A 15,097-nucleotide genomic window follows, 5' to 3' on the forward strand; every position below is an offset into this window, starting at 1 on the left:
GGAGACCAAGATGGAGAACTACACAGCAAGCCTGAGTGGCCTTAGCTTTATCGCTGGCCAGTGGCAAAGTGAGCAACAGCAGGTATTTCATGCCTTTTGCCCGGCGCGCAATGAGGACATGGCTACACCCTTTTACAATGCTTCTTTGCAGGATGTAGAGAGTGCCTGCGCGAGCGCTGAGCGCGCTTTTATCGCCTATCGTGGCACCTCGTATCAGCAGCGCAGTGAGTTTTTGCATGCTATTGCCGATGAAATTGAAGCGCTCGGCGATGAGTTACTCAATACCACTCATCTAGAAACCAATTTGCCTTTGGCTCGGTTACAAGGTGAGCGTGGGCGGACAATGAATCAACTACGCGCATTTGCTGATGCCTTAGCCGACAATTTGGCGCCTTTGCACTTGCACTATCACGATGCTGGCGAGCCAAATCGCACCCCGTTGCCTAAGCCCGACACCACCTTGCGTTTTTTACCCCTGGGGCCCGTGGCGGTTTTTGGCGCCTCTAACTTTCCTTATGCATTTTCAACTCTCGGGGGAGACACCGCAGCGGCGTTAGCCGCCGGCTGCCCGGTGATAGTCAAAAGTCATCCAGCACACCCGGGAACCAGCGAGTTGATGACCCGAGCCATTGCCAAAGCAATAAGCCGCTGCCAGATGCCTGAGGGAACCTTTGCCATGTTACAGGGCACCGATCATAGCATTGCTCACCAACTCGTCAGTGCGAAGCAAATTAAGGCGGTGGGTTTCACCGGCTCTTTAACCGTGGCCAAAGCGTTAATGAGTACCATACATAGCCGGGAAGAGGTGATCCCCTTCTATGGCGAGCTTGGCGCTATCAATCCACAGCTTATTTTACCCCAGGCACTCGCAAGTGCGCGTAATTTAGGGCAACAGCTGTGTGCTTCATTGCTGATGGGTCATGGTCAGTTCTGTACCAGCCCAGGGTTATGGTTAGTGCCAACACACGGCAGCGATGAGCTTATCGCGGCAGTACGCGAGCACATCGGCGATGCGCCGTCGGATACCCTGCTTAGCCCGAGTATTATTGACGCCTATGAGCGTGATACCAAAGCGTTAGCCCAATGCAACGGTGTACAAGTGTTGGCACAAGGGCATAAAAGTGCGCCATTCCACGCGCAAGCACAGGTGTTTACTTGCAGCGCTGAGCGTTTTATCAATACGCCTATGTTGCATCAAGAGGTGTTCGGCCCGGCAGCCCTTATTGTTCGTTACGATGATGAGCAACAGCTTATGCGCGTTATTGATGCCTTAGAAGGGCAGCTAACCGCTTCAATTTTTGGTGAACAAGCACAGTATCAGCCGCTTATTGAACGGTTAAGTTATAAGGTAGGGCGGTTGATTTATGGACAAATGCCTACCGGAGTAGAGGTGTGCCAATCAATGAATCATGGCGGCCCATACCCGGCTGCCACCGATGTGCGTTCGACCTCGGTTGGTTTAGAGGCGATGCGGCGGTTCTTGCGGCCACTGTGTGTGCAGCGCTGAGCCGATAAAGTGTTCGTTTTAAGTGTCCCCCAATGCGGCCAACACTCCCTCTGTTGTCCGCATTTTTCTAATTGTAAAACAGGTACATAGATAGCACTCGCAAGATAAATACAGGGTGGTATACTGTATTCCATGGACCACCTACCAACACTCTTATATGGCAATTGAGCATAAAACCCGTACCCAACTAGTTGCTGAAGCAATTCGCGAAAAAATCTTACTTGGCGAGCTAAAATCAGGTGCGCCACTGCGCCAAGCGGCGTTGGCACAAGAGCTCAATGTTAGCCGTATTCCCGTGCGAGAGGCTCTACTGCAGCTTGAATCTGAAGGGTTAGTGAACTTTGAGGCCCACAAAGGAGCAACGGTAACCGAGGTGAGTGCATCTCAGGTGGATGAAATTTTTGACTTACGGGCACTGTTAGAAGCCGAGCTACTGCGTCATTCTCTAACTAAGCTCACCGATGCTGATTTCAGCGAAGCCGAGGTGCTATTGCAAGATTTAGAGGCGGCGATGGCAGCAGGGGATACGCAAGCCGCAACCGGGCACCTTAACAGCGCATTTCACGCCAAATTATATAGCCGTGCGCAGCGCCCGCAAACCCGTGAATTAGTTGAGCAATTTAGCAAAAATTCAGAGCGTTACGTGCGCATGCATATTCTTCTTGCCGGGGGGTTAGATACCGCACCGGAAGAGCATCGTGAGTTACTTAAACTGTGCCGCGCGCAACGCGTAGACGATGCCTGTGCGTTTTTATATCGCCACATCAGCGGCGCTAAAGACGATATTAAAGAGCTGTTATTAACCATGGAAGCGCAGGATTAACAAGCCATCTGCTCAAGGAAGAAACAATGAAACGATTCACTCACTGCTTGCTGGGCTTGCTACTTATTTGCACCAGCGCCCAGCTTTATGCTGGTTCGCACGACTACCCCACAGTGAAAATTGGCGCATATGACGTTGAATATGAAATCGCAGGGAGCGGCGATGTTACCCTACTACTTGAAGCCGGCGGCTCTGCCGGGTTGGATGATTGGCAACCTATCTTTTACGCGTTAGCTGAGCATGCCCGCGTGATCCGCTACTCTCGCGTCGGTAATGGTGGCTCCAGTGCGGTAAAAAAACACTATAGCTCAGAGCAGTATGCGCAAGAAGCGCTGGCTCTGCTGCAAGTATTAGGTATTACTGAGCCGGTGGTTTATATCGCGCATTCCTATGGTGCGTATATCGCGCGCACCTTCGCTGCGCGTTACCCCGATAAAATAGCGGCACTGATGCTTATTGATCCGGCCTCCGAGCATGACGTTGATATTATGCGACAAATTGACTTGGCCACCGCTGAGCGGCAAATCGCGCAAGTTAAGCGCGATGATATGAAAAATGGCATGTCTAATCAGTATTTAGACTTTTGGTCCAAGCGGCCATTGCCAGACTACCCAGACATACCCGATATTCCAGTAACCGTTATTGCCTCGGTGAAAACCTATGAAGAGCCCTCATTGCTTTTATTTACTGATCAAGGCCGAGCAATGTGGGGCGACCTGCATAGCCAATGGGCCCAAGCCTTCCCACAAGGAGAGGCGATACTGACCGATAAAAGTTACCACTTTATACACCATGAGCAGCCGCAGTGGGTAGTGGAGCATATACAAACTCTGATAAAGCGGGTACGGACAAAATAATAATGACACACTAAGGAAAGTGATAATGAAAGACAATAAAACCGCCGCACTGAGAATACCGGCATTTTTTATTGATGCAGCGTTTGTAGTAGCAGCCCTTGTTGGCCTGCTCGAGCTCTTGTTGTTTACCAACACTATAAAAGAGCCGCCAGCTGTCGAGCTGGTGATGTTTGTTTGTGTACCAGTTGGCTTTTTTGTCTATTGGGCGCTCAACATTAACCTTGGCAAGCGCATATTTAAGCTGGTTATTGTTGACGAGCTTAGCGAAGAAAAGGCGTCAATATGGCAGTTGTTTTTGAGGTCGATACTCTTTTGTATGTTAGTTTCGTTTAATATAGTGCTACTACTGCCCCTGTTTATTTCAAAAAAGAACCAAGGCTTGCATGATATGTTAGCGAAAACACGAGTTATTAAACGCACTGGCGAACATAATTAATAATGGGGGGAGTCATGTCAAAATACACAGCTAAGGTGATATGGTCTCTCCCTCAGGGTGAGAGCTTTTTAGATAACACGTATAGCCGAGGCCATCGTTGGCAATTTGATGGCGGAATTGAGGTTATGGCCTCGTCGTCACCGCAAGTGGTGCCCATACCTTACTCGGTCAGTGAATACGTAGACCCCGAAGAGGCCTTCGTTGCTTCGGTATCCAGCTGCCATATGCTGTGGTTTTTAGCTTTAGCGAGCAAAGCAGGGTTGGAGATCAGTGCTTATCATGATCATGCCCAAGGCGTGATGGCAAAAAACCAAGCTGGTAAATTGGCAATGACGGAAATAACCCTGTTTCCAGAGGTTAAATTTGCCGACCACACGACTCCTCCACAGCAGCAGCTAGATGCCTTGCATGAAAAGGCCCATAGCCAATGTTTTATTGCCAATTCCATTCTTACAGAGGTGCGGGTTGTGGGCACGCTAACCTAGTGGGCTGTGATGAGCGAAAGAGCGAATACCGAAGTTGCTGCGCGCGCCCACTCATCGGTCACAGAACTATGGCTGCGCTACCTGGATACCCTTGTGGGTGAGCCGCGAGCGCAGGCTCGGCTGCAAGGTGTTTGGCATTTCTGCGATAATGAACACGACGCCAATGCCTGCGCGCAGTGGGTATTACAAGGAAGAAAACAAGCCACAGCTCCGAGTTTGTGGGAGTTAGAAGCCGCCGCAGAGCCGCTGCCGCAAGTTGGAGATATTCATATTGTCACCAATTGGCAGGGGCACGCACAGTGCGTGATCCGCATATGTGCGGTGGAGGTGCTTAGCTTTTCCGCCGTAACTGAGGCTCACGCTGCTTTAGAAGGCGAAGGCGATGGCTCATTAGCGTATTGGCGCCGCGAACACCAAGACTACTATCAGCGAGTATTAGCAGGCAGTAATAAGGTGTTTACTCCCTCTATGCCCATCGTATTTACGAGCTTTGAGGTGCTATTGCGAAGCTAGCGCTTCACTTACCGATGTGTGCTCTGCGTCGTCGCACTACAGATGCTGCGCTACATAGCGCGGCACATCGAAAGGGGCGCCATCTAGGCTAAAGTGATTATCTAAGGCGTAGGCCATTTTTTCTAATGGCGCATCCATATATCCGACACTTTGAATTTCCTGCATATAGCGGGCAATAAATTGCGCCATACCAAGGTGCTGCCACTGGGCAACATGTACTAACTCGTGAAAATGAACACGGAGGTTTTTTGCCACATGAGGCTGCAAGTAATAGGTGTTGTTATAAGTGATACCAGCGGCATCCATATCGATAAAAGTGCCAAGCCCAAGTTGGCGAAGCTCTGGGAAGTCGGGTTTCGGAAGGGTGTCGACGACAACAAAATAGGCATTATCTAGAAAGGCCGTAGGATAAAAATCAGCAAAGTTATCCATTAACTGATAACAACTCTGCCTCTGCGGTGTAAACTCGTTATTGGTATGCTCAATCCATTCGGTTATCTGTTCTAACATTGATACTTTCCTTGTTATTTTGCTTAAAAATAAAACTACTATTTTTCGATTAGTAAAATGGTAGTGAGCAGTAAGAGAGCGAAATTAATCTCTACTACTTGTTGGTTATTAAGTTTCCATGCTTATCAAGAATTTGTTCACCGTCTTCTTTAAAAAAGGGTCCTTGAGGCCAGACATCGATTAAACTTAAGACACTCTCACTAGGGCGGCATAGTTTAACTCCTTTAGGCGAGCATACAATGGGTCTGTTTACCAGTATTGGGTGAGTCAGCATGGCCGAGATTAAGTCTTCGTCTGAAATACTTTCATTAAGTAGTCCTAAACGTTCAGCTGGCGACTTTGTTACTCTTAAAGCTTCTCTAGGCGTTATATCTGCAGCGGCAAAAAGCCCCAAAAGTTGGCTCTTGGTCCAACCAACGGTTAAATAGTCCAAGATCACCGGCTTATACCCAGCCTCATGAATAATACGTAAAACATTTCTTGATGTACCACACTCAGGGTTGTGATGAATAACGATCATAACCGTACCTATTGCTCCAATTATTTTGGGTTCACACCCTGTCTCAAGTCTCTTTAATGAAGGCTTTGAACAAAATGCATGACGAATATGGTGCTCTGTGCCTGCGCCTACAAAAAGAGGGATATATTAAGCTCTTCCTTATTTAAACCAATGACGTGTGCGATTAGTAAACCAAACCAAAGACAGCATGACAGGCACTTCTACTAAAACACCAACAACAGTGGCTAGCGCGGCACCGGAATGCAGGCCAAACACTGAAATTGCCACAGCAACAGCCAATTCAAAGAAGTTAGATGTACCAATCATGCACGCCGGTGCAGCAACGCTATAAGGAAGCTTTATCTTCTTTGCTATAAAATAAGCAAGTGCAAATATCCCATAAGTTTGAACGAGTAAAGGAATTGCTATCAATACAATCACCTGAGGTTGAGCCAGTATTGTTTGTGATTGAAACGCAAAGAGTAGAGCGACTGTCGTTAGCAGCCCAATAATCGACCAAGGTTTCATAGTTGTCAGAAACCGCTCTAGTTGAGCAGAGTCGTTCTTTTTATCCAATTTTTTGCGTGTAATCGCTCCTGCTATTAATGGGATCAGAACATACAGCACTACAGACAGTAACAGCGTGTTCCAAGGTACGCTGATATCACTCACGCCCAGTAGCATTCCAGCTAAAGGGGCAAACGCAAATATCATGATAATGTCGTTAATGGAGACCTGTACTAGGGTATAGTTTGCATCTCCTTTGGTGAGCTGGCTCCAAACAAAAACCATGGCGGTGCAGGGCGCAACACCAAGTAAGATCATACCTGCTATGTATTCAGTGGCTGTTTGCGGATCAACCCATTGGGCGAATAGGACTTTAAAGAATAACCATCCAAGGAAAGCCATCGAAAAGGGCTTTATTAGCCAGTTTATGACTAAAGTCAGTGCGAGTCCTTTGGGCTTTTTGCCCACATCCTTTAATGAAGAAAAATCTATCTGCACCATCATGGGGTAAATCATTAGCCAAATGAGTACAGCGATAAGTAAATTCACATGCGCATACTCAATATTTGCGATAAGCGAAAAAGTCTCTGGTGTTATGCTACCTAAGACGATACCTATGATGATGGCAAGACTGACCCACAAGGATAAATAGCGTTCAAATAAGCCCATGTAACCTCCTAAATGGCAGTTTGGTTTACGCGTTGCGACAATTGCTCAGCAGATTCCACACGTTCAGAATATCTATCTACCAAGTAGCTTTTGTTATCGCGAAGCAGCAAAGTAAACTTCATCAGTTCCTCCATAACGTCAACGATGCGGTTGTAGTATGGCGAAGGTTTCATCCTGTCGTGTTCATCAAACTCCAAAAAGGCTTTGGCAACACTCGATTGATTGGGGATGGTCACCATGCGCATCCAGCGGCCAAGTATGCGTAGTTGATTCACGACGTTAAAAGATTGCGAGCCACCACAAACCTGCATAACCGCTAATGTTTTACCTTGGGTTGGGCGTACGCTCCCGATACTGAGCGGAACCCAATCAATTTGGCTTTTAAATATGCTAGTCATGGACCCATGACGCTCGGGTGAGCACCAAACTTGACCTTCTGACCACATCATCAGCTCTCTCAGCTCTTTTACCTTAGGATGACTATCATCATCTGTATCAGGCTGCGGTAACCCCTCTGGGTTAAAAATTTTCACTTCGGCCCCCATAGCCGTTAGCAAACGTGCACTCTCTTCAATCACTAAGCGGCTGAAGGAGCGCTGGCGTAAAGAGCCATATAGCAGGAGAATACGCGGCGCGTGATCACTGAGCATACTTTGAAGCTTGTCAATGGATGGGGTGGCGAGCTGTGACGTATCAACACTTGGTAGCGTCGTTTCGGGGTTCATGGTTTCTTAACTCCTAAGTTTTACTCTCGGCATAGCATGTTTAAAGGTAAGTTAGCAGGGCAATGTTTTTTGTTTAGGGTGCTCAAGTCTTGCGAGCGCATCTAAATAGTAACCTGCATTTTCTTCAGCTGTTTTGAGGATGATTTCTTTCGCCCAACCAGGTAGTTGTTGATGGAGTTGATAATAAACCCACTTCCCACGGCGTTGATCTTGCAGAATGTCACATTTTCGTAGTTCAGCTAAATGGCGAGAAACTTTAGGTTGATCTAGCTCGAGGGCAGCCATAAGTTCGCACACGCAAGCTTCACCTAACTGACTGATAATTAGCACGGACTTAAGCCTGGTATCATCTGCCAAGCATTTAAAGAGTTTGAGTGGGCTCATATTCACTACTCATAGTTAATATGTGAAATATCATATATGTGTTTTTCCGTATGTCAACTGTGCAGATATATTCTTTTGTTTAAGTGCGGTTGGGCGAGGGAAGTATAAAGTTAACAAGCTATCTAACTATTTGTTTAGATTAGTTTTAGGGTTTGGTGTCTAGTGATGTTTTATTTGCTGGCAATCTCGACGGGCGTGCTCGCTGTGACCTACCGGGTTTCTGCCGAGAACCGCCTTGAAACAAGTAGGAGTTAGTTTTTTTGGTGTGGATATCGAAAAAACTCTCTGCTTTAGTTATGCAGCCTATTTTTTTTGAGCGCTAGGTTGGCTGCACTTTGCCTAGTCTAACTCTAAACTGCATTACAGTTGTCGATTCGACTGATTGTAGGTTTCCAGCATTGTTGATTTCCTTCTGTATTATTAGCGCAAATGTTTATTTTTGCTTTGAAAAAGCATAGTGCATTGTCGGGTCTATCCTTAAAAAGCGTGCCAGAGTCTGAATTTGCGCCTTTATAATGAGTAATATCTTCTGCTTTATCGCTGATAAAATCGTCCCAGCATTTAGACATTTTCGTATTGCCTAATTTGAATTCACCATTATCAGGTTGGAATAACTCATTTACAGTAAAGCCATCGATTCTAGACTGCCCTTGGTTTAAGCTGAAGTCGGCTATTATTTGAGTAGGACCGTCAGTGATTATTGGCGTTTTCATGTATACATCAAATGCTAGATAGTTTGATGCATCATAAAACTTAGAGATTACAAATTTTTCTTCACGATACTCTAAAACAACTGCAACGCCGTTATTTGCTTTGTTTAATGTAATACCATCGCCGCTCGCATCGATTTTTACTTGTTGCCAGTTTTTTCCCACTGCAAATTCATTGAGCTCGGCTGCTAACTCCATTTTAATTTGTCTCTTCTGAGCGTTACCTCTGAAAAAATTAATGGGATGATCAATGCACGAAGAGTTTTCAGTTTCGTCTACAGCGCCTTTGTATTGAAATGTATGCTCTTTATATTCTTGAAGGTTAGATTCATTGAGGTTGACGATTGTTGACGCAAAGTCTTTTTGAAATGTGAAATAGTCTTTTGCAGCCAGTTCTTCGCTCGGAGTGAGTGACTCCCTACCTGCGCTCACTTTAGGTTGGTTGTTAAAGTCGAATTCGGTAGTCACTATAAATTTGTAAGCACGTTTATCGCTGTGTGAGAGAACGATTACTTCTTTACTATTAGGCTCGCAAACAGCAGAGGACGAAGCATGATTATGAGCATCGCACTTGTTTTCAGGGGCTTCTTGTATCGCTATTTTTTTGGCTGCCTCCAAATCGCAGCGCGAACAGGCATATGCCTCTGTTAATTCTGCTATCGCATGTGAGCTTGCCATAAGTATGCTCGTTGCGAATAAGTACTTAGCTAAATACGTCCATATTTTCATTATACATTCCTTGTTGTTTTCTTTTTATTTACATTAACAGTAATTAGCTCTCGTGGGAATGGTTGTATTTTGGTCTAAATCTTTTTGCTGAGAGAAATACAGAAATAGGAGTTACCTACTCACCAACCCAAGAATCGCAATAAGTTAGGGCCCATTTACTTTAAAGTACCAATATAACTCCCTACTACCATGAGCCTTATTTGCCATGAGCATAAGTCACGCCGAAGTAGTGATTAAAGTTTGCAAGCACGCTTATTTCAGGCCAAAGAGTGATTCTCAGTGCTGAAACCTAAGCGCGTGATTACACCGAGGATTTTGTTACAACCTAAGCTTGCATTGAACCGCCTTCCTTATAGACTAGGGAGCAATAAAAAGAACAATTCGAGCCATCAATGGAATGTATTCTCTTTGGCGAATATCGGTTTGATACCAGCACCCATGAATTAAAGAACCAAGAATATTCCGTTTCCTTAGACCCAAGAATGGTTGCGCTGTTGCGGTTTTTTCTTGCCAACCCAAATAGAATTATTAGCCGAGACGAATTGCAACAAGCCATCTGGCAGGGGGTGATAGTCACCGACAACGCTATTAATAAGCTTGTTGCCAGCTTGCGAAAAACATTGGCCGATGATCCTAAATCGCCGCGTTATATTCAAACTGTGCCAAAGCAAGGCTACCGCTTTATTGCCACTGTACACACTCAAGATAGTCTCAACACAAACGTGCATGCGGATGAGATTAACACCAACACCCAGCCCAAAAGCCGCAACCTTGGCGTTAAAGCTGCGGCGCCCGTACTAATTTGTGCGGTGGTTGTATTGTTGTTACTTTGGCAAAATGGCGAGAACGGCGGCCTAAATTACGGTGAAAATACCGTACTAACCCGCGTTGATGGGGCTAAAAGAAGCCTAGTGGTGGCGCCAAAAGGGAACACTGTAACCTTTATCAATAATACCTATGCCAATGGTAATGAGTTTTGGCACAAGCGCTTGGACAACAATAATGACGATGTTGGTGCGGTTATTGAAAGTAAAGATTATTACTTTGACTCCCTTATTGCCCAAACCGCCAACGCACTGATTGTTAAAGGCTACTACCAAGACCAATGTGGCTGGTTCAAGGTGCCGTTTAGTCGTGAAAGCGCAGCGCTGACTGCACCAAGTGCACAAGTACTTGATTGCGAGAGCTTAATATCGCACCGATACACTTTTGATACACAAACCGAGTCGGTTTGGCTGCTTGGTCATGCCCGCAATCATGAGCATAGAAATAGGCTCTATCGAATCAATCTTAACCAAGGCCTTGAGCCGGTGGCAGTTGAGCTGCCCGAGAAATGGCATTTAGTTGATCTTGACTTAAAGCCCGGAGCCAGAAATTTGTTATTGGTTGCCAATAATAGTGAAGGGCAAAGTCGACTTTACCAGGTTGACCTTGTTACTGGGGCGGCAGAGCCTTTGATTGATGTTGCGCAGCAGTTAAATCAAGCTATTTGGGGCCATGCGCAGCATCAGCTTATTTTTGTTTCCGCATCAAAACCCGCACAACTACAAATGCTGAATATTCATAGCGGTGAGTCTCAGGTAATCGCCAGTTTAGGCGATAGACTATGTTGCGCGCTGGCACGCCACCCCAATGAGAAAGATTACATCTACTCAACCTACGATAAAAACATAGATATTCGCTGGCAAAACCCTGGATTTGAGCTGGACAACAGTAATGGCAATGAGCGATTGCCGGCATTCGCTCACACTCAACCCGGTATTTACTTCGTTTCCAATCGTGCTGGCAGCGACCATATTTATTTTCAGGCCCCAGGACAAAGAGCACAGCAAATAGTGCCTATGTCCGAGCATATGGTATTAAATGAGCTGGCGGTCTCACCAGACGATAGACTGGCCGTGGTTAATCATGATAATCGTCAGCTCTGGCTGGTGGATATTGTAGAGCACGGTATAACCAAACGAGCATACATAGACGGCTATGGCTTTGCACTGTCTTGGCTTAACTCGACGTTGTTTTCTTTAACGGTGAAGAATCAGCACCAGCGCCGAGTGAGGATTTACAACCGACAGATGCAGTTATTGGCTGAGCTAGACGCTCCTTGGGTACGCATTCTCGTCGATAACAGCGAGCCACAATTTGCTTACCTCATAAATCAAAGCAATGAGTTGTATCGTTTTTCCTTTTCCGAGATTCTTAATGGCCGGCTGCCCGAGGCTGAGCCGATAGGAGAAGTGGCAAGCTATACGAATGCCATTATTGATAATGGGGTGTTGTATTTAAATAACTATAAAGAGGCGCAACTTTCCTCCTACAAGATAAATTCAGCCTCTTTGCAGCTGTTAACTCAGCAACCGCTTGATGCTTACTATGGCTTTGATGTTGAAAATGGGCAAATTGTCTATGGTGGTACGCGTGCGTTTAGCAGTGATCTGTATACAACACACGCGCAATAACAGGTTATGGCTTAAAAGGGGGTGAGCTGTTAGCTTCGTGGCGCTACCATCTGTAGGTGTAGGCCATTTTTATAGCAGTTTCGTCAAACACTTGCTCCCGTTGGTGCCAGCCCTGCTGCAAATCGTAGCCCCGGTTAAGGCTAAGCAAGTACACGGTGTCTGGCGATGGCTCATAACGCACTCGACTGAATACCGAAAAACTGTCAGCTTGGGTGTTATGTTGCAGCAAGTTATTCCACGACCATTCAGTGTTAAAGGCGATATTTACGCGTAATTGAGTGTTAAATAGCTTATCAGCGGCGGTGTCGGTATCGTAGTAATACATATCGCGGCTCAGTTCCAAATACAAATGCCTATTCGGGCGGTAATTAAGGGTGGTGCTGACTCGTTCAAAGTCGGCATCGTAAAACATCCCTTTTGCGAGTCTGGCGGTGACGTAAAAAGGTTTACTGTTCGCTGTTCTAAAATAGAGCTCGTTGTGGCTGTAGTTATACTCTCCGGCTGTGAAGGTCAATTTATCGGTAAAGTTAAATGGTCGCTCGAGTATTTTTTGATAGCGGTTGTGACTAAGAAAAAAGAAGTTATCACCTTTGGTTTCAACCTGAAGCGGCCTTATAAATACGCTTTGCCCCTGGCGGTGCCCCTCAGTGTTCTCCCTTAGATAATAAAAACCAGTGAACTGATAATAATTAATATGCCGAGCTAACCAACCCGATTTCGGCCGTATCCGATAATGACTCACGCTCTCGTAGTAGCGTAAATCTCTGCGATTCACAAACCCCAAAGCAGGGTTAAAGTCTTTACCTATATATTGAAAGCGCCCGCGTAAATAAAAAGCGTCGTTTAGCAGCCTCAGCGAGGCGCCATATGATGCTTTATCAGCATCGTTAGGCTGCACTTTATCTGCCAGCTCCGCTTGCTGGTAGAAGGCATGGGCAACTAGAGGATAGTCATTAAACAGCGTGCTTTGGTAGCGGTAATCGGCACCTATTAGGGTTCTATCCCCCGAGTCATCTGGGCTGCCATGAGTTAAAATGGCGCCAAGCTGATGCGCAGGGGCAACTTGATGAGTTAATCGCGCTACACTTAGTTGCGTTTGTTGTGCTCGCGAAGTGTCGCTATCTTGATTGACGCTTAATATCCCCAAACGAGTGTCGCCGATTTGCCCTGTGAGTTTGGTCCCCCAATTGATATCCAGTAAATTCGACTCTTTACCTTGCCCGATGCGCCGGGAGTAAAACGCCATGCCGTTCGCGTAGTTATCATCCATACCGCCAAAGCGAAAGATCTGACTATCCTGCAAGAAAAAATCGCGCTTTTCAGTAAAATACTGGCTAAAGCGCGTGGTATTAAGCGGCACTTCGTCCACTTCTGTGCCGGAAAAATCGGTGTTGAGGGTTAACATTCCCGAGAGGCTTGGGGTCAGTTTATAGAGTAGATCTAATGATGGCGCTAAGTCGCTCTCACTTTGGTTACGTTTATAGGCCAAGCTCGGCTTTGCTTCAATTCCAAGCCCTTGCTTTAAGCCCATTAAACCGCTAATGGGCGCCAACTGATTGGTATGCCAGGCATAATTGCTGGGGTTGTTGAGGTTCCAGTACACCTGAGTGTTCGGACTCGCAACCCTATGGCGAAGCTGTAGCCCCCAGCTTTCGGCATCTTTTTCAAATGAGATGGACTGCATGGGAATAGCAATTTCCACATACCAACTTTGTGCCTCAATGCTGGTTTTGGCATACCAAAGGGTCTTCCACTCGCCAATATAGCGGGTGCCATCGACTAGGCCGTCTTCTTTTACACCGGAGGGGGTGACATGAAAAAGATAGGCATCAGATTTATCGAAGTTGGTATCTAACACCAAACCGAAGTAATCTTCATGCCACATGTACTCACCTTGAGTGAGCACCCTGTCGGTGAGAGTTTGCTCAGGCTGGCTGATCTTCGCCGCTACGTAAAAGAACTCGCTATCGTAGCTGATATAAGCTTGTACCGGATAATCGGGGCGCTCGCCTATATTTGGGCGAAAAACGACAAAGTCCTCTATGCGTTTTGCATCTCGCCACTCACTCGCAGCGAATTTGCCATCGATTTTGGGTTTATTTTTTAAGTTGGGAATGGGCGTATCGGTTTGGGTGAATTGTTGCCACTTTGCCTGTACTGGCGTGCCTAGTAAGCAAATAAATAACATGAGTAACTTAACAAAGTAGCGTTGAATGGTTAGAGCGTCTTTCATCTTTTCTTCTCGTTGTAAAACACCATTGGATGATGCGCGAATGAGCGTAAATAAAAGTGATAAAGGCGAGAATTTGAGTGACAAAGTAGTGATTAAAGGTGATAAAGCAATGCCTAACAGGCTGAATATAAATAATTTTTATCAGAAAGCTTTATAAAAAGTAGAGATTGCTTTAAAAGCCGAGTATCAATATCAAGGGAAGTTAACCGTGGCTTGAGAAGCACAAGATAGGCACAATGGTAAAGCTACAGTAAAGGAGTTTATGCAAAGTGATAAAAACCAAAAAAGGAATAGTTTATAAACTTGCTCTGGCATTTTGGCTGTTTATGGGGGTTGTAAAGGCACATGCAATCGATAATCCGGATGCACCAGACTTAATTGGAGAATTTGTAAAACGCGAGGCTAGCTATTTGTTAGCGATTGAAGACCCTAAAAATAGTACAAGTGACTATCTTGTTGCCTATAACCATTACCTGAACTTTTTGAATAAAGAGCTTGAGAAAGCTGCGCAAGAAATGACGTCTAAATTGCCAGATAATAGACGTTCAGAGTTGATAGCTGCGCAGTTGAACTGGGTAAAGTATCGTGATGCGGAATTTGAGTTTATTGAGAATACTTGGAACCGTAAAAGTTTTGGTAGCTCCGCAGCGATTTCTCGTGGTGGTTATCGGGCAAGTATAGTTAGAGACCGTATTCTTCAATTGTTGCATTACACAAAGAACTTCTGAGCACAGGTACTGTAAAGCGGATGATATTTTAGATACTTGCGAGCACTGAGCCATAAGGGGTGAGGTGAGTAGGGCGATAAAAGCCGAGCGTAGCAATAACTAACATTTTACAGAGCATGCTCGGCAAAGGTAAAATCGCCGAAGCGTCCATCATAAGTAACCTGCCTGAACTCGGTTACATTAACAACAAACAGGCCGCATCTCTGGTCGGTGTTGCACCCATGAATCGGGAAAGCGGTCGCTATAAGGGCCTCAGAACCATCCAGGGCGGCAGACCCCAGGTGAGGACTGTGCTGTACATGGCAATGATGTCTGCGATGCAGTGT

15 protein-coding genes and 1 pseudogene are annotated in these 15,097 nt (G+C 45.9%); 9 read left to right on the forward strand and 7 right to left on the reverse strand.

Annotated features, from left to right (window positions below):
• The first annotated feature begins 10 nt into the window (after nucleotides 1-10).
• The 6 genes from MHM93_RS18445 (at nucleotide 11) to MHM93_RS18470 (ending at nucleotide 4,621) form a co-directional block, all read left to right on the forward strand.
• Nucleotides 11-1,507, forward strand: coding sequence for an aldehyde dehydrogenase (NADP(+)) (locus MHM93_RS18445; RefSeq protein WP_239450120.1), 1,497 nt, complete (start codon nucleotides 11-13; stop codon nucleotides 1,505-1,507).
• Between the two features lie 157 nt (nucleotides 1,508-1,664).
• Complete coding sequence (locus tag MHM93_RS18450) at nucleotides 1,665-2,330, forward strand: GntR family transcriptional regulator (protein ID WP_045978931.1); 666 nt, start codon at nucleotides 1,665-1,667, stop codon at nucleotides 2,328-2,330.
• Between the two features lie 26 nt (nucleotides 2,331-2,356).
• On the forward strand, nucleotides 2,357-3,187 hold the full coding sequence (locus MHM93_RS18455) for an alpha/beta fold hydrolase (protein WP_239450121.1): 831 nt from the start codon (nucleotides 2,357-2,359) through the stop codon (nucleotides 3,185-3,187).
• A gap of 25 nt (nucleotides 3,188-3,212) precedes the next feature.
• A complete protein-coding gene (locus tag MHM93_RS18460; RefSeq protein ID WP_235418683.1) occupies nucleotides 3,213-3,623 on the forward strand; it encodes an RDD family protein in 411 nt (136 codons plus the stop codon).
• Between the two features lie 14 nt (nucleotides 3,624-3,637).
• The gene (locus MHM93_RS18465; RefSeq protein ID WP_239450122.1) at nucleotides 3,638-4,108 is read left to right on the forward strand and encodes an OsmC family protein; all 471 of its coding nucleotides are present in this window, start codon (nucleotides 3,638-3,640) and stop codon (nucleotides 4,106-4,108) included.
• 9 nt (nucleotides 4,109-4,117) lie between these two features.
• Nucleotides 4,118-4,621, forward strand: a complete 504-nt coding sequence (locus MHM93_RS18470) for an ASCH domain-containing protein (protein WP_239450123.1) — start codon at nucleotides 4,118-4,120, stop codon at nucleotides 4,619-4,621.
• Nucleotides 4,622-4,657: 36 nt separating this feature from the next.
• On the opposite strand, the gene MHM93_RS18475 is transcribed toward MHM93_RS18470, so the two are convergent.
• The 6 genes from MHM93_RS18475 to MHM93_RS18500 all read right to left on the reverse strand — a co-directional run bounded on the left by MHM93_RS18475 (nucleotide 4,658) and on the right by MHM93_RS18500 (nucleotide 9,354).
• Nucleotides 4,658-5,131: a hypothetical protein gene (locus tag MHM93_RS18475; protein ID WP_239450124.1), complete on the reverse strand. Its 474-nt coding sequence runs from the start codon at nucleotides 5,129-5,131 to the stop codon at nucleotides 4,658-4,660.
• A 94-nt stretch (nucleotides 5,132-5,225) separates the two neighbouring features.
• Entirely contained in the window at nucleotides 5,226-5,651 is a 426-nt protein-coding gene (locus MHM93_RS18480) for an arsenate reductase family protein (protein WP_239450125.1), read from the reverse strand.
• Nucleotides 5,652-5,789: 138 nt separating this feature from the next.
• Nucleotides 5,790-6,806: an ACR3 family arsenite efflux transporter gene (gene arsB, locus MHM93_RS18485; protein ID WP_239450126.1), complete on the reverse strand. Its 1,017-nt coding sequence runs from the start codon at nucleotides 6,804-6,806 to the stop codon at nucleotides 5,790-5,792.
• 8 nt (nucleotides 6,807-6,814) lie between these two features.
• Nucleotides 6,815-7,531 (reverse strand): arsenical resistance protein ArsH, encoded by a 717-nt coding sequence (gene arsH, locus MHM93_RS18490; RefSeq protein WP_138510544.1) that lies wholly within the window; start codon nucleotides 7,529-7,531, stop codon nucleotides 6,815-6,817.
• Nucleotides 7,532-7,582: 51 nt separating this feature from the next.
• Nucleotides 7,583-7,915, reverse strand: coding sequence for a metalloregulator ArsR/SmtB family transcription factor (locus MHM93_RS18495; RefSeq protein WP_022945807.1), 333 nt, complete (start codon nucleotides 7,913-7,915; stop codon nucleotides 7,583-7,585).
• 350 nt (nucleotides 7,916-8,265) lie between these two features.
• A complete protein-coding gene (locus MHM93_RS18500; RefSeq protein WP_239450127.1) occupies nucleotides 8,266-9,354 on the reverse strand; it encodes a hypothetical protein in 1,089 nt (362 codons plus the stop codon).
• 392 nt (nucleotides 9,355-9,746) lie between these two features.
• Here MHM93_RS18500 and MHM93_RS18505 point away from each other — a divergent pair, with 392 nt between their 5' ends.
• Complete coding sequence (locus tag MHM93_RS18505; protein WP_239450128.1) at nucleotides 9,747-11,810, forward strand: winged helix-turn-helix domain-containing protein; 2,064 nt, start codon at nucleotides 9,747-9,749, stop codon at nucleotides 11,808-11,810.
• A 43-nt stretch (nucleotides 11,811-11,853) separates the two neighbouring features.
• Here the strand turns inward: MHM93_RS18505 and MHM93_RS18510 are convergent, their stop codons facing one another.
• Nucleotides 11,854-14,043: a DUF5916 domain-containing protein gene (locus MHM93_RS18510; RefSeq protein WP_239450129.1), complete on the reverse strand. Its 2,190-nt coding sequence runs from the start codon at nucleotides 14,041-14,043 to the stop codon at nucleotides 11,854-11,856.
• A gap of 269 nt (nucleotides 14,044-14,312) precedes the next feature.
• Here MHM93_RS18510 and MHM93_RS18515 point away from each other — a divergent pair, with 269 nt between their 5' ends.
• Together MHM93_RS18515 and MHM93_RS18520 are read left to right on the forward strand one after the other, a co-directional pair.
• Nucleotides 14,313-14,771 carry a lysozyme inhibitor LprI family protein gene (locus MHM93_RS18515; RefSeq protein WP_239450130.1) on the forward strand — a complete coding sequence of 153 codons (459 nt, stop codon included), beginning with the start codon at nucleotides 14,313-14,315 and terminating at the stop codon, nucleotides 14,769-14,771.
• A 104-nt stretch (nucleotides 14,772-14,875) separates the two neighbouring features.
• Nucleotides 14,876-15,097 (forward strand): annotated as a pseudogene (locus MHM93_RS18520) (IS110 family transposase); the annotation flags it as partial.

Source organism: Pseudoalteromonas sp. MM17-2 (assembly GCF_022347945.1).
Lineage (GTDB): Bacteria > Pseudomonadota > Gammaproteobacteria > Enterobacterales > Alteromonadaceae > Pseudoalteromonas > Pseudoalteromonas ruthenica.

Coding starts and splice junctions, on each gene's coding strand:
- MHM93_RS18470 (WP_239450123.1), top strand. CDS start 4,118: ATGAGCGAAAGAGCGAATACCGAAGTTGCTGCGCGCGCCCACTCATCG.
- arsH (WP_138510544.1), bottom strand. CDS start 7,531: ATGAACCCCGAAACGACGCTACCAAGTGTTGATACGTCACAGCTCGCC.
- arsB (WP_239450126.1), bottom strand. CDS start 6,806: ATGGGCTTATTTGAACGCTATTTATCCTTGTGGGTCAGTCTTGCCATC.
- MHM93_RS18460 (WP_235418683.1), top strand. CDS start 3,213: ATGAAAGACAATAAAACCGCCGCACTGAGAATACCGGCATTTTTTATT.
- MHM93_RS18475 (WP_239450124.1), bottom strand. CDS start 5,131: ATGTTAGAACAGATAACCGAATGGATTGAGCATACCAATAACGAGTTT.
- MHM93_RS18505 (WP_239450128.1), top strand. CDS start 9,747: ATGGAATGTATTCTCTTTGGCGAATATCGGTTTGATACCAGCACCCAT.
- MHM93_RS18455 (WP_239450121.1), top strand. CDS start 2,357: ATGAAACGATTCACTCACTGCTTGCTGGGCTTGCTACTTATTTGCACC.
- MHM93_RS18465 (WP_239450122.1), top strand. CDS start 3,638: ATGTCAAAATACACAGCTAAGGTGATATGGTCTCTCCCTCAGGGTGAG.
- MHM93_RS18495 (WP_022945807.1), bottom strand. CDS start 7,915: ATGAGCCCACTCAAACTCTTTAAATGCTTGGCAGATGATACCAGGCTT.
- MHM93_RS18500 (WP_239450127.1), bottom strand. CDS start 9,354: ATGAAAATATGGACGTATTTAGCTAAGTACTTATTCGCAACGAGCATA.
- MHM93_RS18480 (WP_239450125.1), bottom strand. CDS start 5,651: ATGATCGTTATTCATCACAACCCTGAGTGTGGTACATCAAGAAATGTT.
- MHM93_RS18450 (WP_045978931.1), top strand. CDS start 1,665: ATGGCAATTGAGCATAAAACCCGTACCCAACTAGTTGCTGAAGCAATT.
- MHM93_RS18445 (WP_239450120.1), top strand. CDS start 11: ATGGAGAACTACACAGCAAGCCTGAGTGGCCTTAGCTTTATCGCTGGC.
- MHM93_RS18510 (WP_239450129.1), bottom strand. CDS start 14,043: ATGAAAGACGCTCTAACCATTCAACGCTACTTTGTTAAGTTACTCATG.